A 19,222-nucleotide genomic window follows, 5' to 3' on the forward strand; every position below is an offset into this window, starting at 1 on the left:
CCGCTCGGCTGAAAATCTCACACCTGCAACCAAAAGGTCACCGGACCATCGTTAACCAGCTCAACCTGCATATCGGCGGCAAAGCGGCCATTGGCGGTAGATACGCCCTGCTCACGGCAGCAGGCGCTGAAATATTCATAGAGACGTTCAGCTTCTGCCGGTTCAGCGCCGCCAGAGAAGGAGGGTCTCATGCCTTTTTGGGTATCAGCAGCCAGCGTAAACTGCGACACTACCAGCACGCTGCCACCTGCCTGCTGTACGTTAAGGTTCATCTTGTCGTTCTCATCAGCAAAAATGCGATAGCCCAGAACGCGCTCACACAACCGTTGTGCTTTTTTCTCATCGTCGCCCTTTTCAACACCCAGCAACACCAGCAAACCGGCACCAATTTCCCCTACCACCGCGTTGTCGACGCTGACACTGGCGCGACTGACGCGTTGAATCAAAGCAATCATGTTTCCTCTCGTTCTTTTTCTCGTTCACGCAGTTTTAATTGACGATAGTCATCCAGCGTGACGGTAATTTCTGCCCCTAACAACACAATACACCAGGTCCAGTAAACCCACAGGAACAGAATCGGGATTACGGCCAACACCCCGTAAATCAACTGATACGAAGGAAACATCGTAACATAGAGCGCAAAGCCTTTTTTGCCCAACTCAAACAGCAGGCCCGCAACAACTGCGCCCACCAGCGCGTCGCGTCCGGGAACGCGACGGGTAGGTACAATGCTGTACAGCAACCAGAAAGCGAGAATCGAGAGCAAGAGAGGAAAGACGCGTAGCACCTGCTCGATCAGGCTGTTGACACCAGAGGTGCTCACCCAGCGCAGCGACAGCAGGTAGGAGCTGATCGCCAGACTCGCTCCCGCCAGCAGTGGACCCAGGGTGAGAATCATCCAGTAGACCGCGAACGAGTACACCATTGGCCGTTTTTTATCACTGCGCCAGATAACGTTCAACGCACTGTCTACCGAATGCATCAACAATAGCGCGGTGACGATCAGGCTGACAGCGCCCACGGCGGTCATCTTATTGACGTTGGCGACGAACTGTTCCAGATAGCGCTGAATGGTGTTGCCTGCCGCTGGCATAAAATTGGTAAAAATGAAGTTTTTGAGCTGCACGCTAATATCGGAGAACACCGGGAAGGCGGCGAACAGCGCAAAGACCACGGCAATCAGGGGCACCAGTGCCAACAATGAGACGTAGGCCAGGTTACCTGCCTGTGTCGTCATGTTGTCTTCATCAATGCGCCGCCACAGCAGTTTGACCCACAGGAAAAAGGCATGCCAGGAGTGGCGCAAATGGCGCAGGTACATCACTCAGCGATGACTCGCGAACCAGGCTGGCACGGTTTTGCTGTCGGTAACCAACACACTTTCAATGCCGAGCGCACGAGCGGCCTCGATATTGGGCGGGTTATCATCGAAAAATACCGCCTGGTCAGCCGTAAAGCCTTCGTTATCCAGCACGAACTGATAGATGCGGGCTTCGGGTTTACGCATACCAATATCCTGCGACATGTAGAGTTTATCGGCAGCTTGTTGGACCTCGGGAAATTGCGACGGCCAGAACTCAAAGTGCAACTGGTTAGTATTGGAGAGGATCACCACCCGGTGTCCATCTGCACGCAGTTGGTTCATCAGCGCCAGCGTCTCTGGGCGTACATCGATAAACACGGCATGCCAGCCTGCGGTGAATTGTTCATAACTCAGCGCCACATCGAGCTGCTCACATATCCGGGCAGCAAACTCCGGGTCGCTTATTTCGCCGCGTTCGTGTTGTTCGAAGGCTTCATCCATGCGGAAACGGCTTTGTAGCGTTGCCAGCGGCACGCGCCCCAGGTCACTCCAGACGCCAAGTACCCGGTTAAAATCGATATCAACAATCACATTGCCTAAATCAAAGATGTAGAGCATGACGCCTCCTTTATATTCCCTGGATCATTCACTCTAGCGGCAAATGCGAAGGCTGAACAGGCGGGGTGGCGGGGAAATGCCCGATCTGGAAGCGGGCGCACTCTTCTCTTTTTCAGCTCGCACGCGGGTTACATGCAGAATTGGCCTTGCACATTTATCAGACAATTGCCCGACACTCAGGCAAAAAAAAAGCCCCGCATTGCGGGGCTTTCTCTATATGTTCGCTTAGTCTTTGCTGCCGCGAGACGCACGCTTACGGTCGTTCTCGGTCAGGTGACGTTTACGAATACGGATTGACTGTGGAGTTACTTCTACCAGTTCGTCGTCATCGATGAACTCGATAGCCTGCTCCAGCGTCATTTTCACTGGCGGAACCAGAGTGGTCGCTTCGTCGGTACCTGACGCACGCATGTTGGTCAGTTTTTTACCGGTCAGGCAGTTTACGGTCAGGTCGTTAGAACGGCTGTGAATACCGATGATCTGGCCTTCATAAACTTCTGCACCGTGGCCGAGGAACAGCTTACCGCGATCCTGCAAACCGAACAGGGCGAAGGCTACCGCTTTACCCTGACCGTTCGAGATCAGTACGCCGTTCTGACGCTGACCCACTTCGCCCGGACGCACGTCGTCGTAGTGGCTGAAGGTGGAGTACAGCAGACCGGTACCTGAAGTCATGGTCATGAATTCGTTACGGAAGCCGATCAGGCCACGGCTTGGGATCACGTAGTCAAGGCGCACACGGCCTTTACCATCTGGATCCATGTTTTTCATGTCACCTTTACGCTCACCCATCGCCATCATCACAGAACCCTGGTGGGTTTCTTCGATGTCGAGGGTAACGTTTTCGAACGGCTCTTGTTTACGGCCTTCGAACTCACGGAAGATTACTTTCGGACGGGATACCGCCAGCTCGTAGCCTTCACGACGCATGTTTTCGATCAGTACGGACAGGTGCAGTTCACCACGACCTGAAACGCGGAAGGCGTCAGCATCAGCGGTTTCTTCAACGCGCAGCGCAACGTTGTGTACCAGTTCTTTGTTCAGACGCTCCAGAATCTGGCGCGAGGTCACGTACTTACCTTCTTTACCGCAGAACGGTGAGGTGTTGACGTTGAAGAACATGGTTACTGTCGGCTCGTCCACGCTCAGGGCTGGCAGCGCTTCCACATTCTGCGGATCACAGATGGTGTCAGAGATGTTCAGCTCACCCAGACCGGTGATCGCGATGATGTCGCCCGCTTCTGCCAGGTCGCTTTCGATACGTTCCAGACCGAGGTGGCCCAGCACTTTACCGACTTTACCGTTACGGGTTTTGCCTTCGCTGTCGATGATGGTAACTTGCTGGTTCGGCTTCACTTTACCGCGTTTGATGCGGCCGATACCGATAACACCCAGGTAGTTGTTGTAGTCCAGCTGAGAGATCTGCATCTGCAACGGCGCTTCGACTTCAACCTGCGGCGGAGAAACACGGTCAACAATCGCCTGATACAGCGGGGTCATGTCGTCCGCCATGTCGTTGTGATCCAGACCTGCGATACCATTCAGCGCAGAAGCGTAAATGATCGGGAAGTCCAGCTGTTCGTCAGTCGCATCAAGGTTAACGAACAGGTCAAATACCTGGTCAACCACCCAGTCCGGACGCGCGCCAGGACGGTCAACTTTGTTGATAACAACAATCGGCTTCAGGCCGTGAGCAAAGGCTTTTTTGGTTACGAAGCGAGTTTGCGGCATCGGGCCATCCATCGCATCGACAACCAGCAGCACCGAGTCCACCATGGACATCACGCGCTCAACTTCACCACCGAAGTCGGCGTGTCCCGGGGTATCAACGATGTTGATACGATAGTCATTCCATTTGATGGCGGTGTTTTTCGCGAGGATGGTGATTCCACGCTCTTTCTCCAAATCGTTGGAGTCCATTACGCGCTCAGTCGCTTCGGTACGGGCGTCAAAAGTACCGGACTGTTGCAGCAGTTTATCAACCAGGGTGGTCTTACCGTGGTCAACGTGCGCGATGATGGCGATGTTACGCAAATTTTCGGTCACAGCTTTGCCTCAGGCATTATAGAAATAGAAATAACGCGGTATTGTACACGGATTAAGCGGAAGACTGAACATGATCACAGATTTCGCCTAAAGTTTCTTACAGCGCTGGTTTTTAGCACCAATTGCGGTGCATTAATCTGCACTGCGATGGCATTTTGCACTGAAATGGTGCTTTTATTTGCCACAAAGGCACCATTTCAGTGCATCAAATCCATCCTGGTGCAGTCATCGACTCACGACAGGGCGCATCACAGCACGATTTTATCCGCTGTAATAAAGTTGGCACAGAATTCGCTTTAGTATTCTCAAGCGAAAACGACAGTTGCACAACGGTTGAAGAGCTTGCCGAGATCTTTGGTTAGGAGATGTCAGAACCCATGACACATTCCAGGCAACGAAGTTCTCTCACCACGACGACAATGACAATTTCCAGGAGAGTTGAGTATGTCCGCTGAACACGTTCTCTCGATGATGAACGAGCACGAAGTTAAGTTTGTTGACCTGCGTTTTACCGATACCAAAGGTAAAGAACAGCACGTTACTATCCCTGCTCACCAGGTTAACGCTGACTTCTTCGAAGAAGGCAAAATGTTCGATGGCTCCTCCATCGGTGGCTGGAAAGGCATTAACGAATCAGACATGGTACTGATGCCGGACGCAACCACTGCCGTTCTGGACCCGTTCTTCGAAGATCCGACGCTGATCATCCGTTGTGACATCCTTGAGCCAGGCACCATGCAGGGCTACGATCGCGACCCGCGTTCTATCGCCAAGCGCGCAGAAGACTTCCTGCGTTCTTCTGGTATCGCTGATACCGTTCTGTTCGGACCTGAGCCGGAATTCTTCCTGTTCGATGACATCCGTTTCGGTTCTTCAACTTCTGGTTCACACGTTGCTATCGACGATATCGAAGCAGCATGGAACACCGGTAAAGAATACGAAGGCGGCAACAAAGGTCACCGTCCGGCCATCAAAGGTGGTTACTTCCCGGTTCCGCCGGTTGACTCAGCTCAGGACATCCGTTCTGCTATGTGTCTGACCATGGAGCAGATGGGTCTGGTGGTTGAAGCTCATCACCACGAAGTGGCAACTGCTGGTCAGAACGAAGTGGCAACCCGCTTCAACACCATGACCAAAAAAGCTGACGAAATTCAGATCTACAAATACGTTGTTCACAACGTTGCTCACGCTTACGGCAAAACTGCAACCTTCATGCCGAAGCCGATGTTCGGTGACAACGGTTCAGGTATGCACTGCCACATGTCTCTGTCTAAAGGCGGCGTGAACCTGTTCTCTGGCGACAAATACGGCGGCCTGTCTGAAACTGCTCTGTTCTACATCGGCGGTATCATCAAGCACGCTAAAGCCATCAACGCCCTGGCTAACCCGACCACCAACTCTTACAAGCGTCTGGTCCCAGGCTACGAAGCTCCGGTAATGCTGGCTTACTCTGCCCGTAACCGTTCTGCTTCAATCCGTATCCCGGTTGTTGCCAGCCCGAAAGCACGTCGTATTGAAGCGCGCTTCCCGGACCCGGCTGCTAACCCGTACCTGGCATTCACCGCGCTGCTGATGGCTGGCCTCGACGGCATCATCAACAAGATCCACCCGGGCGATGCGATGGACAAAAACCTGTATGACCTGCCGCCGGAAGAAGAAGCTGAGATTCCAAAAGTGGCTGGTTCACTGGAAGAAGCGCTGAACTGCCTGAACGAAGACCGCGAGTTCCTGACCCGTGGTGGCGTGTTCACCGACGACGCTATCGACGCGTACATCGAACTGCGTAAGTCTGAAAACGACCGCGTTCGCATGACTCCGCACCCGGTAGAGTTCGAGCTGTACTACAGCGTGTAATTAATTAAATATTCCGCGGATTTCGTGTTGCAGCAAGGCGGCAACCGAATGAATCCCGGGGAGCTGAGATAGCTCAGTGACCCAGGTGAGTGAGAGCAGCCAACGCGGCTGCGGCACGAAAGACGCTGAAGATTTTTTGTTGCCGTGGAAACTTTCAGCCCATCTTCGGATGGGCTTTTTTCTCCACGAATTCATCGTTCAAATTACGGTTTTTACAACCAAAGGCTATAATGCACTAAATCAGTGCAGAGGAACGCTGTATGGCAACTGGCACGCTGCCCGATGCGGGGCAGATTCTCAACTCCCTGATAAACAGTATTTTGCTGGTTGATAATGAATTAGTTATTCATTACGCCAATCCGGCGGCACAGCAATTACTGGCGCAGAGTTCACGGAAATTATTTGGCACGCCGTTACCTGAATTAACCGGCTATTTTTCGCTGAATATTGAGGTTATGCGCGAGAGTCTTGAGGCCGGCCAGGGCTTTACGGACAGCGAAGTGACCTTAGTGGTGGATGGCCGCGCGCATATTATGTCGCTCACGGCGCAACGTCTGCCCGATGGCTTAATTTTGCTGGAAATGGCGCCGATGGATAATCAACGCCGCCTCAGTCAGGAACAAATTCAGCATGCTCAGCAGGTCGCCGCCCGCGATTTAGTACGTGGTCTGGCACATGAAATTAAAAACCCGCTGGGGGGTTTGCGTGGTGCCGCGCAATTACTATCTCGCGCCCTACCCGACCCTTCGCTGAATGAATATACCAAGGTCATTATTGAGCAAGCCGATCGACTGAGAAATCTGGTAGATCGTTTGCTTGGCCCTCAGCAGCCTGGTTTGCATGTCACTCAAAGCATTCATCAGGTGGCTGAACGCGTGGTCAATCTGGTGTCGATGGAGTTGCCGGATAACGTTTCGCTGGTGCGTGATTACGACCCCAGCCTGCCGGAGTTGCCACACGACCCGGATCAAATCGAACAAGTTCTGCTGAATGTAGTACGCAACGCGCTTCAGGCGTTGGGTGAAGAAGGCGGCACAATTATTATCCGCACCCGCACCGCGTTCCAGTTAACGCTGCATGGTGTGCGATATCGTCTGGTGGCACGCATTGATATTGAAGATGATGGCCCAGGCATTCCGGCTCAACTGCAGGATACGCTGTTCTATCCGATGGTGAGTGGGCGCGAAGGCGGCACCGGTTTAGGTCTGTCGATTGCCCGCAGTCTGATCGATCAGCATTCAGGAAAAATAGAATTTAACAGTTGGCCTGGTCACACCGAATTCTCGGTTTACCTGCCTATTCGCCAGTGAGGTTTCTATGCAACGAGGGATAGTCTGGATCGTCGATGACGATAGCTCCATCCGCTGGGTGCTTGAACGTGCGCTCACTGGAGCCGGTTTGAGCTGTGCAACGTTTGACAGCGGCAACGAGGTGCTGGAAGCGCTCTCAACCAAAACCCCAGATGTTTTACTGTCAGATATTCGTATGCCAGGCATGGACGGATTGGCATTGCTGAAACAAATCAAACAGCGCCATCCGATGCTGCCGGTCATCATTATGACGGCGCACTCCGATCTTGATGCCGCCGTCAGTGCTTATCAGCAGGGTGCTTTTGATTACCTGCCAAAGCCATTTGATATTGATGAAGCGGTCGCATTGGTAGAACGCGCCATCAGCCACTATCAGGAGCAGCAGCAGCCGCGCAATCAACCGGTAAGCGGTCCGACGACCGATATTATCGGTGAAGCGCCAGCGATGCAGGATGTGTTTCGCATTATTGGCCGTCTGTCGCGTTCTTCTATCAGCGTGCTGATTAACGGTGAATCCGGGACCGGTAAAGAACTGGTGGCGCATGCCCTGCATCGCCATAGCCCGCGCGCTAAAGCCCCCTTTATCGCGCTGAACATGGCGGCGATTCCCAAAGATTTGATTGAGTCTGAGCTGTTTGGTCATGAGAAAGGCGCATTTACCGGTGCCAATCAGATTCGTCAGGGACGTTTTGAGCAAGCTGATGGCGGTACGCTGTTCCTTGATGAGATCGGCGATATGCCGCTCGACGTGCAAACCCGCCTGCTGCGCGTGCTGGCCGATGGTCAGTTCTACCGTGTTGGCGGTTATGCGCCAGTTAAAGTGGATGTGCGTATCATCGCCGCAACCCACCAAAACCTGGAAATGCGCGTACAGGAAGGCAAATTCCGTGAAGACTTATTCCATCGTCTGAACGTGATTCGTGTTCATCTGCCACCGCTGCGTGAACGTCGTGAAGATATTCCGCGCCTGGCCCGCTACTTCCTGCAAGTTGCTGCACGCGAGCTGGGTGTAGAAGCGAAAATTTTGCACCCGGAAACCGAAGCGGCGCTGACGCGTTTGCATTGGTCCGGTAACGTGCGCCAGCTGGAAAATACCTGTCGCTGGCTGACCGTGATGGCTGCGGGCCAGGAAGTACTGATTCAGGATCTGCCCGCTGAACTGTTTGAATCCAGTACGCCGGAAAGCCCGGTGCAGTCGCTGCCGGATAGCTGGGCCACCTTGCTGGCACAATGGGCGGATCGTGCACTGCGTTCCGGTCATCAAAACCTGCTATCTGAGGCACAGCCGGAGATGGAGCGCACCCTGCTCACAACCGCTTTGCGTCATACGCAGGGACATAAACAGGAAGCGGCGCGTTTGCTTGGCTGGGGACGTAATACCCTGACACGTAAACTGAAAGAGCTGGGCATGGAGTAAGTGTAAAAAGCGGGCTTATTGCACGATTTTTATGCTCACCCCATCTGTACAGACCGGTGCCGTTCAGTATCATACGGGCGGCAATCGGGAGAAGAGAACATGTTCCAGTCAGTCATCCAGGTGATCACGCATAATATCGCGGCGATCGGCAACGCGGCCAGCCATTCACCGCAAACGGCCATTGCTGCTGTGATGTGCGCCATTACCGTGAGTCTGTTCAGTTAATACAAAGGGAGCCTTGGCTCCCTTTGTCGTTTTAAATCACCCGCGAAAACTGCTGCTGGCGCGCTTTCTGCCGCAGATACGCATCAAAGCACATGCAGATATTACGGATCAGCAGGCGGCCCACGCCAGTGATGCGCAATCCCCTTTCATGTTGTTCCACTAAACCATCCGCCACCAGCGGTGCCAACAGTTGCAAATCCTCAGCAAAATAGCGCCTGAAGGCGATCGGCCACTGCGCCTCAATAGCTGCGTAATCCAGTGCGAAGTTACAAATCAGCGCCTTAATGACATCACGACGCAGGCAATCATCGTCACTGAGGGTCAGCCCGCGCCATAGCGCGTTCTCTTGCTCCTCCACGCTGGCGTACCAGGTTTTTAACTCTTTATGGTTCTGCGCGTAACTGTCGCCGATCATACTTATTGCCGACACCCCCAGCCCCAGCAGGTCCGTCTCACCCTGCGTGGTATATCCCTGAAAATTACGGTGCAATTTGCCAGCACGCTGCGCCACCGCCAGTTCGTCGTCCGGCCGGGCGAAGTGATCCATACCAATGAACTGATAGCCTTCACCGGTTAATGTGGCAATGGTCTGCTGCAAAATTTCCAGCTTTTGCGTAGCACTGGGTAGCTCATCATCTTTGATCTTGCGTTGGGCGGCGAATAACGCGGGCAGATGCGCGTAATTAAATACGCTGAGACGATCAGGGTTGAGGGCGATAACGCGTTGCAAGGTAAATGCAAAGCTCTCTGGCGTTTGCAGGGGCAATCCGTAGATAAGATCGATACTGACCGAGCGAAAACCCTGCTCACGCGCACGTTGCACCAGCGCAAAGATCATTGCCTCATCCTGCACGCGATTGACCTTCTCCTGCACCGCTTTATTGAAATCCTGTACGCCCATGCTAAGGCGGTTGAAACCCAGCGCGCCCAGATGATCGATCATCTCCAGCTCAATTTCGCGCGGATCAACCTCGATCGACATTTCGATATCATCAGCAAGGAGAAAATGGCTGCGCAACAGGCCCACCAGCCGACTGACCTGCTGCTGATTGAGGAACGTGGGCGTTCCACCACCCCAGTGCAGCTGGGTAACACGGCGGCCCGCAAATAGCGGCGCACGCTGACGAATTTCCTGCTCCAGCACATCAAGGTAACGGTCTGCTTTGTGCAACTGACGCGTGACGATTTTATTGCAACCACAGAAGTAGCACAGCCGATGGCAAAACGGGATATGCACATAAAGTGAGAGAGGACGTTCGGGATAGCGAGCCACTGCTTGCTGAAAATCGGCTTCACCAAAATTCTCACTGAATTCCAGCGCAGTAGGATAGGAGGTGTAGCGTGGACCGGCGTAATTATACTTTTCGATTAGCCGCTGATCCCATTCAATCTGCTGCGATGACATGCTCACTCCTTACGGTGACGTCGTCTGAAGGCGGGTCGCGAAGCAGAAGAGTGAACAGGGTGACGAGCAGAAACCCGGCGTAAACGCGACTTCAGGCGCGACAGACGGCGTAGTTTAAACAATAAGCTGATGAGATAACATGCCAGCAGCAGCGCTAAAATTGATCCAGGCCAAAACATCGGTCAATACCTGTTTAGCGTGGCATGCGCGTATACGCATGCCGATCAAAAATGCCCTTATTTGCCTTTCAGCAGGCGCATCATGTCTTCTTCCGCCTGCTCATCATCGTCAGCGTCATCATCCAGCGCGATGCCGAGCGTTTCCATCAGCTCATCGATACGGTCCAGCGTTTCATCCAGCCAGGCCTGCTCTTCACCGCTCAGCGTTTCACCGCTTTCCAGACGATCCAGCAATGTATCCAGACGCTCATCATTCTCCAGCTTTGCCAGCTCTTCCTGCGGCGTGAGGCGAACTTTTTCCACTTTTGCTTTAGGAGCCGGTTTTTTTACGACTGAAGTTTGTCCTTCCGCCACCAGGGCAATCGGTTTTTTGCTGCCCAGACGCGGATCCTGGGCAGTTTTGCCCTGACCTTTTCCTGCGGCCTGTTTTTCCGGATTCGCCCGGCTACCCGCAGCATGGCCACGGTGCTTTTTGTCGCGTTTACGGTCGCGCGCTTCAAGATTCAAATCTTCACGCGATTTACGTTTCGCTTTCGCGGCCGGTTTGCCGCGGGGGGATTGTGCAGGTTGCTTCATGGTGTTGGGTCTCGGCAATTTTTAATCAGTATATACCCGTCATATTACGGACTGGTGAGGTGAGTGCGCTTTTCGCCTTCCCGCAGCCCGAATGATTTAAGGTATAGAATTGCGGCGAAATCTAGCAGAAAGCAGACAAAGAAAAAAGGCGACAGCCAATGCTGTCGCCTTATTTCGCACCTTCATACGAAGGAAACACGAGATAAATCCATTAATGGCTCACAACGTCCCGGTTTTTCCCTCGCCAAATCGCTCCTGCGAATTTCCCTGTCCTTGTCCGATTCGTTCCTGAATCGAGTCCTGCCTGCTCTTCGTCCCCCCTGACGCTCCTGAGCACATCATCTGATGCGTGCGGCCTTGCACTGACTCCAAATGTAGACCAATAGGTAAAATGAACAAGTAAGACGCTTCTCTTATTTATAGTGAAAATGCCACGAATTTTATTAATTCATTGAAATTAAAAAATAAATATTCATCACCTAGTAACGAGAAACGTTAATGACTGGCAGCACTTATCGCATATCTCTTACAAAATGGCGCACAAAGACGCCATCGGGCACTTTTGCGCCATAACAGGTATACTCTGCGCAATTGCGTGAATCATTTTGCTGGAGTTTTACTTTGTCTGCTTTGAACTATCACATCACCCATTTCGTTCTCAGTGCCCCGGATATTCGTCACTTGCCTTCAGATACAGGCATTGAAGTTGCCTTTGCCGGTCGCTCGAATGCAGGCAAATCCAGTGCGCTGAATACCCTGACCAACCAGAAAAGCCTGGCGCGTACCAGTAAAACGCCGGGTCGCACCCAACTGATCAACCTGTTTGAGGTGGTAGAAGGCAAACGTCTGGTGGATTTGCCCGGTTATGGTTACGCCGAAGTCCCCGAGGAGATGAAGCGCAAATGGCAACGCGCGCTGGGGGAATATCTACAAAAACGTCAGGCGTTGAAGGGGTTGGTGGTGCTGATGGATATTCGTCATCCACTGAAAGATCTCGACCAACAGATGATTGAATGGGCGGTGCAGAGTCAGATCCCGGTTTTAGTGTTGCTGACCAAAGCTGACAAGCTGGCTTCTGGCGCACGTAAAGCACAACTGAATATGGTACGCGAAGCGTCGCTGGCTTTTCAGGGGGATGTGCAGGTCGAAATGTTTTCGTCCCTGAAGAAGTTGGGTGTCGATAAACTGCGTCAAAAACTGGATAACTGGTTCAGTGAACTGGAACCGGCACAGGAAGATGACACCCCGCCCTCTGCATAACGCGTCTCTGCGGGTGTAATGACCCGCATTTTCAGATAAACGCCCAATAAAAAACGCCCCAGTCATAAATGACTGGGGCGGCTAATATTCAGCCAAATCCGATTACGTGAAGTAAAAGGTCTGAAAGATAGAACATCTTACCTCTGTACCCTACGCGAGAAACTTTACCTGATTTTTCCTGACCGACAAAGGATTTTTTGTTGTTTAGTTTCAGAAATCGACATCTTTTTTACCAGGTTCGTCACAAAAACGCGCATCCGATGTAGTTTAATTACCAAAAAAATGCTTAGACGTTAAGCAGTTACAAAACGCGCATTTTACAGACCGCTTTACCGGCTTGCTGAACCGATTAAGTAAACTTTTTTCTTATGACATTGTCATAAGCGGCTTTTCACCGCTTATGAGGTGTAACTCAGTGTGCCTGGTCCCAGTTTTCGCCGGTACCGACCTCAACCTGCAACGGAACGTCCAGCTTCATGCTGCTCTCCATCAATTGACGGATCTTGTCACTGGCGTTGTCCACCGCGTCCTGATGAATCTCAAACACCAATTCATCGTGCACCTGCATGATCATTTTGACGTTGTCGTCATTTTGTTGCAGTAACCAACCATCCACCGCAATCATCGCACGCTTGATAATATCTGCCGCCGTTCCCTGCATCGGGGCGTTGATCGCCGCACGCTCTGCTGCTTTACGGCGAATCGCGTTGCTGGAGGTGATGTCCGGCAGCCACAGGCGACGACCATCCAGCGTCTCAACATAGCCTTTCTCAGCCGCCAGCTCCCGTGTCTCTTCCATGTAACGCAATACGCCCGGATAGCGTTCAAAGTAGAGATCCATATACTTTTTCGCTTCACCGGCACCGATATTCAGCTGGCGCGACAAACCAAATGCACTCATCCCGTAGATCAAACCAAAGTTGATCGCTTTCGCGCTACGGCGCTGTTCACCAGAAACCTTACTCAGCGCCACTCCAAACACTTCTGCTGCGGTAGCACGGTGAATGTCCTCCCCTTGCGCAAAAGCGTCCAGCAGCCCCTTATCCTGCGACAGATGCGCCATAATACGCAGCTCAATCTGTGAGTAGTCCGCCGCGACAATGCGCTTATTCGGTCCGGCAATAAACGCCTGGCGAATACGCCGTCCTTCATCGTTGCGTACCGGGATATTTTGCAGGTTGGGATCGGTGGATGACAAACGACCGGTTGCCGTAACCGCCTGGTGGTATGAAGTGTGCACTCGACCGGTGACCGGGTTGATCATCAGCGGCAATTTATCGGTATAAGTTGATTTCAACTTCGACAAACCACGATGTTCCAGTATCACCTTCGGCAACGGATAATCGAGCGCCAACTCCGCCAACACTTCTTCACTGGTTGATGGCGCGCCACCCGGGGTTTTCTTCGTCGGTTTGATCCCCTGCTTTTCAAACAGAATGGTTTGCAACTGTTTGGTTGAAGAGAGGTTGAACGGCTCACCCGCCAGCTCGTGCGCTTGCTGCTCCAGCTCAGCCAGACGTGTTGTTAGCTCCTGGGAATGTTTTGCCAGGATGTTCTGATCAATTAACACGCCATTGCGTTCTACACGGGAGATCACCTTCAGCAGCGGCATCTCGATCTCTGTGAAGACTTTTTTCGGACCCGCTTCTTTCTCCAGCTCCGGCCACATTTTCAGATGCAACTGCAAGGTGACATCCGCATCTTCTGCGGCGTAATGCCCTGCCTGCTCGATGGCAATCTGGTTAAAGGTCAGTTGATTTTTACCTTTCCCGGCAATCTCTTCAAAGGTGACGGTTTTATGATTCAGCCAGCGCGCTGCGAGGCTGTCCATATCGTGCTTCCCACCCACGCTGTTCAGACAATATGACTCCAGCATGGTGTCGTATTTAATACCGTTCAGCTCGATGTCATAGTTCTTCAGAACGCCGCGATCGTATTTGAGATTTTGCCCGACTTTGGCGGCCTTGCTGTCTTCCAGCAAAGGTTTCAGTTGAGCCAGTACTTCAGCTCTGTCCAGCTGATCAGGAGCATCAAGATAATCATGGGCCACCGGCAAATAGGCTGCTTCACCTGGAGCCACAGCGAAGGCGATACCCACAATGTTGGCACTCAGAGTATCCAGCGAATCGGTTTCCAGATCGAAAGCAAACAGCTCGCTTGTTTTCAGCTTGTCTAACCAACTCGCAAAGGTATCTTGATCCAGAATGGTGACATAACCATCAGATGACAACACGCTCGCCGTTTCGGCTTTGGCCACAGGCTGATCCGGCAGTGCTTGCGGTGTCTGCGCGTTACCCTTTTTGCCCTGCAACCATTTTCCTTCTTGCAGATCGACCAGCCAGCGCTTGAATTCATACCGGCTGAATAGCGTCTGTAGTACGGCGACATCCGGATCATTCACCGTCAGCTGCTCACAGCCGAGTTCCAGTTCTACGTCGGTTTTAATGGTTGCCAGCTGATAAGAAAGGAATGCCACGTCACGATTCTGTTCCAGTTTCGCCGCCATCGTTTTGGCACCACGAAATGACAGGTCGGCCACTTTTTCCAGGTTGTCATAGATAGACTGCATGCCACCCAGCCCTTGCAGCAGAGCTTGCGCAGTCTTTTCACCCACGCCGGGTACGCCAGGAATGTTATCCGAGCTGTCACCCATCATGGCGAGGAAATCGATAATCAGTGAGGGTGGCACACCATATTTCTGCTCAACCTCTTCTGGCCCGAGCACTGTATTGGTCATGGTGTTGATCAGCGTGATGCCAGGCGTGACCAATTGGGCCATATCCTTATCACCGGTACTGATCAGTACCGCTCGTCCCTGCTTTTCTGCTTCAAGTGCCAGCGTGCCGATGACGTCGTCCGCCTCCACACCGGTTACCGCCAGCAGTGGCAAGCCCATTGCTTTAACCATTTCATGGAGCGGTTCGATCTGCGCACGCAGGTCGTCAGGCATAGGGGGGCGGTGTGACTTGTAGTGCTCGAACAACTCATCGCGGAATGTTTTTCCTTTCGCATCGAAGACCACAGCAACATGGCTGGGTTGATACTGCATCAACAGGCTTTTCAACATGTTGAGAACACCATACATGGCGCCAGTTGGCTCGCCTGCGCTGTTGGTCAGGGGCGGAAAGGCATGATATGCACGGTAGAGATAGGAGGATCCGTCTACCAGAATCAGGGGATTTTCTGCAATGTGCGCCATAAGTTTGATTTTTCTTCGTTGCGATTAAGAGATGTATAAGGATGCCATAACCGGAGACGAATGTTGAATTAGCACCGGAAGATGTGATGCTTTTTCCTCATTACGCGGGGTGGATCGCAGGGATCTTATTGTGGATAACTTTGTGCGTAAATTTCATAACGTATTGTTATTTCCTTTGAACACAAGCAAACCGTCAGTAAAAACCTATGTTTTTCATATTGTTATTAAGTTTCTGTGATAGCAAGCATCTTTTTGAAAAGATGATCGTCCATGTGGATATTAACCACAAGGTTTGCAGCAGGAAGGTAAATAAAAGGCTGTGGGATAATTGAAAAACGCCGACATAGCCGGCGTTTTAACTGCTTAAATTAATTCTTCTCGACGAGGAATTTCACTACGTTGGCGTAATCTGCCACGAAATTGTCCATCGAACTGGTATCAAGGCCACCGTTGTTAACCATGTATTTGCCATTTATAAACATCGCCGGTACGCCCTGGAGATTTACATCGGAAGCGGCTTTCTGCTGCTGCGCAACCAGCGCTTTAACCGCAAAGCTGTTCCACGCTGCATCGTAATCTTCAGAGGTAATCCCCGCAGCCTTAATAAAGGTATCTTTCAGGCTAGCCGCATCAGTGACCGTCTGAGTTTTCTGGATACCATCAAAGATTGGAGCCGTGACTTTATCCTCTACACCCAGCGCCATTGCCACTGCCCACGCGTGCGTCACTACCGGGCCAAAATCACCACCCAGGAAATCAACGTGATATTTAGTTACTTTGGTGTTGGCAGGCAGATTCTTTTTCACGGCATCGCTGACATGATAAACGCGTTCGAATTGATAGCAATGCGGACAGAAGAAAGAGAAAAACTCCATTACCTGCGGTTCACCGGCGATGGGTTTCGGCAGCGTGACATACTGTTTGCCATCGGTAAATTGTGCCGCGGAGGCGCTAAATGCCAGCATTAAACCTACCAGCGCGAACCAAATCTTTTTCATCGTGAAAAATTCTCCTGACTGCTTCATTAAAATTGCGGGCTAAGCTGTAACGGCGGTTCGTGTAACAGCTTTTCCTGCTCGGTAAAAAGTGTAATTTGCCGACGCCAAAAATCTTCATCGGTCATCCACGGAAAAGCACGCGGAAAAGCAGGGTCCTGCCAGCGACGCACGACCCAGGCTAAATAATAAACCATGCGCATCGCGCGTAAAGGCTCAATCAGTGACAATTCATGTATATCAAAGTCACTGAATTCATTGTAAGCCTCCAGTAAAATATCCCACTGGATAAGTTGTTCCTGCCGATCGCCATTCACCAGCATCCACAGATCCTGTACCGCCGGTCCGGTACGTGCATCATCAAGATCGACAAACATGGGGCCATCACGCCATAGAATATTGCCGGGATGGCAGTCACCATGTAGTCGCAACGGCTGCCAGCGCGTGTGCCATATCTGATGCAGCGTGTGACTCAATCTGTCTATCGCCGCCATCAGTTGTGCTTTGAGCGCATCCGGCACCAGCATGCTCTGCTCGAGCTGTTGGCGCGGCTGTAAAATATATTCATCCAGTCCGATGGTTGGACGTTGCTGAAAGTCTTTTTGGCGACCAGTTTGATGAATCCGCCCCAGAAAGCGACCGACCCACTCCATCTGTTCTTCATTATCGGTTTCGTACTGCCGCCCACCCAGACTGGGAAATACCGCGAACATAAAACCGCCATGATTGTTCAGCGTATTTCCCTGTAACGTCAGAGGTGCGGCAACCGGCACTTCATCATTCAGTAAATCGTGCGCAAACTGGTGTTCTTCCAGGATTTGGCCAGCGCTCCAGCGCTGCGGGCGATAAAACTTCACCACATAGCGACGTTTCTCATCATCACTGAATTGATAAACGCGGTTTTCATAGCTGTTGAGGGCGGTTAAGCCAGATTCTACGCGCAGACCCGTGTCCCAAAGTGCATCGAGGATCACATCTGGGTTCAACGTCTGGAAATTAAAGGTGGCTTCGCTCATCATTTCGCCTGTGTGTTACCTTTGCTTTAATGCGCAAGGATAGCACTACTCATCGTCCTTAATCACACCGCGTGCGCGTAATAGCGCGGTTTTGAAGTCCACTTCATAATCCTTTTTCAGACCGGGAATCTCAGCATCACTGCCTGCATCACGCATTTTGAGATGGTAAATCAATATGTCGTCGGTTAATTCACTTAATGGGCCACTGAAACCTGATTCCTGCGCCAGTTTTTGTAAAAATGCCAACAGGTTAAGATCAGACTCCTTCTGCCACGCGGGTTGCAGAAGTTCGAGCAGTTCGTTGAGACGGTGATATTTCATCATTTTTTCCTTTATGCAGGTGTGAGGCTGCCAGCCTGTAAGTATCGTCCACTATTGATAAGGAGACGAAGATGACAGCATTAACCGGCGTGATTCTGGCAGGTGGCCAGGGGCGCCGTATGGGCGGTGAGGATAAAGGATTGTTGCTGTTGCAAGGTGAACCCCTTTATCAACACGTTCTGCGCCGTTTTCGGCCACAGGTCAATATTGTGTTGATAAGCGCCAACCGCAACATTGATCGTTATCAGTTAAGCGGTTGTCAGGTTGTCAGCGACTCGTTGCCGGATTACCCTGGCCCTCTGGCGGGAATGCTGAGCGGTTTGCGTCACAGCCCGTCTGAATGGGTGGCATTCTGTGCCTGCGATACCCCGTGGATCCCTGATGATTTCGTCGCGCGCTTATGGCAAAGCAAAGCCGATGCTCCGGCGGTGTGGGTGAAATCATCCTTACGCGATCATCCGGCACTGGCTTTAGTTAATCGCTCTTTAGCTGATGCACTCGAAGCCTGGCTGTTGAGTGGGGAACGTCGTCTGATGCAGTTTTTACGGGAAAGTGGCGGCCATGCGGTGACCTTTCCTGATCCTGAATCGGCATTCCGTAATATCAACACGCCAGACGACTTGCGGGATGAGGAAATACCATCATGACGATACCTTTGCTGGCGATTGCTGCCTGGAGCGGAACGGGTAAAACCACCTTGTTGGAAAAAGTGATCCCATTGCTGAAAGCACAAGGGATCCGCCCGGGGCTGATTAAGCACACGCATCATAATATGGACGTTGATACGCCGGGAAAAGACAGTTTTCTGCTGCGAAAAGCGGGTGCGGATCAGGTGATCGTTACCAGCAATCAGCGCTGGGCATTGATGTGCGAGACTCCAGATAAGCCCTTAACTCTGCATCAGATGGCGGCACGAATGGACGGTTCTTCGTTGGATTTGGTACTGGTTGAAGGATTCAAAGACGAACCGGTTGCTAAGATCGTGTTGTGGCGCACGGGTGTGAAGGGGAATATTGCCGACTTACTCGATGATTACGTGATTGCGGTGGCGAGTGATGTGGAAGTGGCGTTGCCAGTGGCCGCTCTGGATATTAATCAGCCACAGCAGGTTGCCAATTTCATTGCTGAATGGTGTTTTTCACAGAAAAATCCGTGATTTTTTTCTGATACGCATCATATTCGTCGCGGCGCGATTTATCGCGCGCTTTTTAGTGTTCCGGACGCTGAAAAATGCGCGATAAATCGCGCCGCTACGAGATACGCAGACGTAAAAAAGCCCTGAACTTTCGTTCAGGGCTTCTTCACTTATTTGATGCCTGGCAGTTCCCTACTCTCGCATGGGGAGACCCCACACTACCATCGGCGCTACGGCGTTTCACTTCTGAGTTCGGCATGGGGTCAGGTGGGACCACCGCGCTACAGCCGCCAGGCAAATTCTGTTTATCCGTACCGCCCTCGCAGGCCATACGAATCAATCCGTTCGAACAAGGCTGAAAAT

General features: G+C 51.9%; 18 protein-coding genes and 1 rRNA gene. 7 read left to right on the forward strand and 12 right to left on the reverse strand.

The window, feature by feature from the left end:
* Positions 1–17: 17 nt before the first annotated feature.
* The 4 genes from dtd to typA all read right to left on the reverse strand — a co-directional run bounded on the left by dtd (position 18) and on the right by typA (position 3,967).
* On the reverse strand, positions 18–455 hold the full coding sequence (dtd, locus tag AC6I8R_RS20315) for a D-aminoacyl-tRNA deacylase (protein WP_021186440.1): 438 nt from the start codon (positions 453–455) through the stop codon (positions 18–20).
* The gene (locus tag AC6I8R_RS20320; protein WP_021186439.1) at positions 452–1,321 is read right to left on the reverse strand and encodes a virulence factor BrkB family protein; all 870 of its coding nucleotides are present in this window, start codon (positions 1,319–1,321) and stop codon (positions 452–454) included. The genes dtd and AC6I8R_RS20320 overlap by 4 nt, the downstream gene beginning before the upstream one ends.
* Before the next feature lie 3 nt (positions 1,322–1,324).
* Positions 1,325–1,921: a glucose-1-phosphatase gene (gene yihX, locus AC6I8R_RS20325; RefSeq protein WP_021186438.1), complete on the reverse strand. Its 597-nt coding sequence runs from the start codon at positions 1,919–1,921 to the stop codon at positions 1,325–1,327.
* 225 nt (positions 1,922–2,146) lie between these two features.
* Positions 2,147–3,967 carry a ribosome-dependent GTPase TypA gene (typA, locus tag AC6I8R_RS20330; RefSeq protein ID WP_021186437.1) on the reverse strand — a complete coding sequence of 607 codons (1,821 nt, stop codon included), beginning with the start codon at positions 3,965–3,967 and terminating at the stop codon, positions 2,147–2,149.
* 444 nt (positions 3,968–4,411) lie between these two features.
* Between typA and glnA the strand changes: the two genes are divergently transcribed.
* The 4 genes from glnA (at position 4,412) to AC6I8R_RS20350 (ending at position 8,773) form a co-directional block, all read left to right on the forward strand.
* Positions 4,412–5,821: a glutamate--ammonia ligase gene (glnA, locus tag AC6I8R_RS20335; protein WP_013511064.1), complete on the forward strand. Its 1,410-nt coding sequence runs from the start codon at positions 4,412–4,414 to the stop codon at positions 5,819–5,821.
* Between the two features lie 260 nt (positions 5,822–6,081).
* On the forward strand, positions 6,082–7,131 hold the full coding sequence (gene glnL / locus AC6I8R_RS20340; protein WP_013511065.1) for a nitrogen regulation protein NR(II): 1,050 nt from the start codon (positions 6,082–6,084) through the stop codon (positions 7,129–7,131).
* A gap of 7 nt (positions 7,132–7,138) precedes the next feature.
* Positions 7,139–8,548 (forward strand): nitrogen regulation protein NR(I), encoded by a 1,410-nt coding sequence (glnG, locus tag AC6I8R_RS20345; RefSeq protein WP_013511066.1) that lies wholly within the window; start codon positions 7,139–7,141, stop codon positions 8,546–8,548.
* A 99-nt stretch (positions 8,549–8,647) separates the two neighbouring features.
* On the forward strand, positions 8,648–8,773 hold the full coding sequence (locus tag AC6I8R_RS20350) for a YshB family small membrane protein (protein ID WP_021186435.1): 126 nt from the start codon (positions 8,648–8,650) through the stop codon (positions 8,771–8,773).
* A 31-nt stretch (positions 8,774–8,804) separates the two neighbouring features.
* On the opposite strand, the gene hemN is transcribed toward AC6I8R_RS20350, so the two are convergent.
* Together hemN and yihI are read right to left on the reverse strand one after the other, a co-directional pair.
* Positions 8,805–10,178, reverse strand: coding sequence for an oxygen-independent coproporphyrinogen III oxidase (gene hemN, locus AC6I8R_RS20355; protein ID WP_497832727.1), 1,374 nt, complete (start codon positions 10,176–10,178; stop codon positions 8,805–8,807).
* A gap of 236 nt (positions 10,179–10,414) precedes the next feature.
* Positions 10,415–10,933: a Der GTPase-activating protein YihI gene (gene yihI / locus AC6I8R_RS20360; protein WP_497832728.1), complete on the reverse strand. Its 519-nt coding sequence runs from the start codon at positions 10,931–10,933 to the stop codon at positions 10,415–10,417.
* Positions 10,934–11,554: 621 nt separating this feature from the next.
* Here yihI and yihA point away from each other — a divergent pair.
* Positions 11,555–12,193, forward strand: a complete 639-nt coding sequence (gene yihA / locus AC6I8R_RS20365) for a ribosome biogenesis GTP-binding protein YihA/YsxC (RefSeq protein ID WP_021186432.1) — start codon at positions 11,555–11,557, stop codon at positions 12,191–12,193.
* Positions 12,194–12,281: 88 nt separating this feature from the next.
* Here yihA and spfP read toward each other — a convergent pair whose 3' ends face one another.
* The 5 genes from spfP to AC6I8R_RS20390 all read right to left on the reverse strand — a co-directional run bounded on the left by spfP (position 12,282) and on the right by AC6I8R_RS20390 (position 17,724).
* Entirely contained in the window at positions 12,282–12,329 is a 48-nt protein-coding gene (spfP, locus tag AC6I8R_RS20370) for a small protein SpfP (RefSeq protein WP_071892919.1), read from the reverse strand.
* A 276-nt stretch (positions 12,330–12,605) separates the two neighbouring features.
* Positions 12,606–15,392: a DNA polymerase I gene (gene polA / locus AC6I8R_RS20375; protein ID WP_497832729.1), complete on the reverse strand. Its 2,787-nt coding sequence runs from the start codon at positions 15,390–15,392 to the stop codon at positions 12,606–12,608.
* Between the two features lie 368 nt (positions 15,393–15,760).
* Positions 15,761–16,390: a thiol:disulfide interchange protein DsbA gene (gene dsbA / locus AC6I8R_RS20380; protein WP_021186430.1), complete on the reverse strand. Its 630-nt coding sequence runs from the start codon at positions 16,388–16,390 to the stop codon at positions 15,761–15,763.
* A gap of 26 nt (positions 16,391–16,416) precedes the next feature.
* Positions 16,417–17,403: a serine/threonine protein kinase gene (locus AC6I8R_RS20385; RefSeq protein ID WP_415175223.1), complete on the reverse strand. Its 987-nt coding sequence runs from the start codon at positions 17,401–17,403 to the stop codon at positions 16,417–16,419.
* Positions 17,404–17,448: 45 nt separating this feature from the next.
* A complete protein-coding gene (locus AC6I8R_RS20390; protein ID WP_021186428.1) occupies positions 17,449–17,724 on the reverse strand; it encodes a YihD family protein in 276 nt (91 codons plus the stop codon).
* Positions 17,725–17,795: 71 nt separating this feature from the next.
* Here AC6I8R_RS20390 and mobA point away from each other — a divergent pair, with 71 nt between their 5' ends.
* Positions 17,796–18,371: a molybdenum cofactor guanylyltransferase MobA gene (mobA, locus tag AC6I8R_RS20395; protein WP_021186427.1), complete on the forward strand. Its 576-nt coding sequence runs from the start codon at positions 17,796–17,798 to the stop codon at positions 18,369–18,371.
* Positions 18,368–18,880 (forward strand): molybdopterin-guanine dinucleotide biosynthesis protein MobB, encoded by a 513-nt coding sequence (mobB, locus tag AC6I8R_RS20400; RefSeq protein ID WP_497832730.1) that lies wholly within the window; start codon positions 18,368–18,370, stop codon positions 18,878–18,880. The genes mobA and mobB overlap by 4 nt, the downstream gene beginning before the upstream one ends.
* A gap of 158 nt (positions 18,881–19,038) precedes the next feature.
* On the opposite strand, the gene rrf is transcribed toward mobB, so the two are convergent.
* Positions 19,039–19,154 (reverse strand): 5S ribosomal RNA (rrf, locus tag AC6I8R_RS20405).
* Between the last annotated feature and the right edge of the window lie 68 nt (positions 19,155–19,222).

The organism is Pantoea sp. X-Soil-OKNW-713 (genome assembly GCF_059730685.1).

Bases quoted from the DNA above. Each gene is read 5' to 3' on its own strand.
- dtd (WP_021186440.1), bottom strand. From the start codon at position 455: ATGATTGCTTTGATTCAACGCGTCAGTCGCGCCAGTGTCAGCGTCGAC.
- AC6I8R_RS20320 (WP_021186439.1), bottom strand. From the start codon at position 1,321: ATGTACCTGCGCCATTTGCGCCACTCCTGGCATGCCTTTTTCCTGTGG.
- yihX (WP_021186438.1), bottom strand. From the start codon at position 1,921: ATGCTCTACATCTTTGATTTAGGCAATGTGATTGTTGATATCGATTTT.
- glnA (WP_013511064.1), top strand. From the start codon at position 4,412: ATGTCCGCTGAACACGTTCTCTCGATGATGAACGAGCACGAAGTTAAG.
- glnL (WP_013511065.1), top strand. From the start codon at position 6,082: ATGGCAACTGGCACGCTGCCCGATGCGGGGCAGATTCTCAACTCCCTG.
- glnG (WP_013511066.1), top strand. From the start codon at position 7,139: ATGCAACGAGGGATAGTCTGGATCGTCGATGACGATAGCTCCATCCGC.
- AC6I8R_RS20350 (WP_021186435.1), top strand. From the start codon at position 8,648: ATGTTCCAGTCAGTCATCCAGGTGATCACGCATAATATCGCGGCGATC.
- hemN (WP_497832727.1), bottom strand. From the start codon at position 10,178: ATGTCATCGCAGCAGATTGAATGGGATCAGCGGCTAATCGAAAAGTAT.
- yihI (WP_497832728.1), bottom strand. From the start codon at position 10,933: ATGAAGCAACCTGCACAATCCCCCCGCGGCAAACCGGCCGCGAAAGCG.
- polA (WP_497832729.1), bottom strand. From the start codon at position 15,392: ATGGCGCACATTGCAGAAAATCCCCTGATTCTGGTAGACGGATCCTCC.
- dsbA (WP_021186430.1), bottom strand. From the start codon at position 16,390: ATGAAAAAGATTTGGTTCGCGCTGGTAGGTTTAATGCTGGCATTTAGC.
- AC6I8R_RS20385 (WP_415175223.1), bottom strand. From the start codon at position 17,403: ATGAGCGAAGCCACCTTTAATTTCCAGACGTTGAACCCAGATGTGATC.
- AC6I8R_RS20390 (WP_021186428.1), bottom strand. From the start codon at position 17,724: ATGAAATATCACCGTCTCAACGAACTGCTCGAACTTCTGCAACCCGCG.
- mobA (WP_021186427.1), top strand. From the start codon at position 17,796: ATGACAGCATTAACCGGCGTGATTCTGGCAGGTGGCCAGGGGCGCCGT.
- mobB (WP_497832730.1), top strand. From the start codon at position 18,368: ATGACGATACCTTTGCTGGCGATTGCTGCCTGGAGCGGAACGGGTAAA.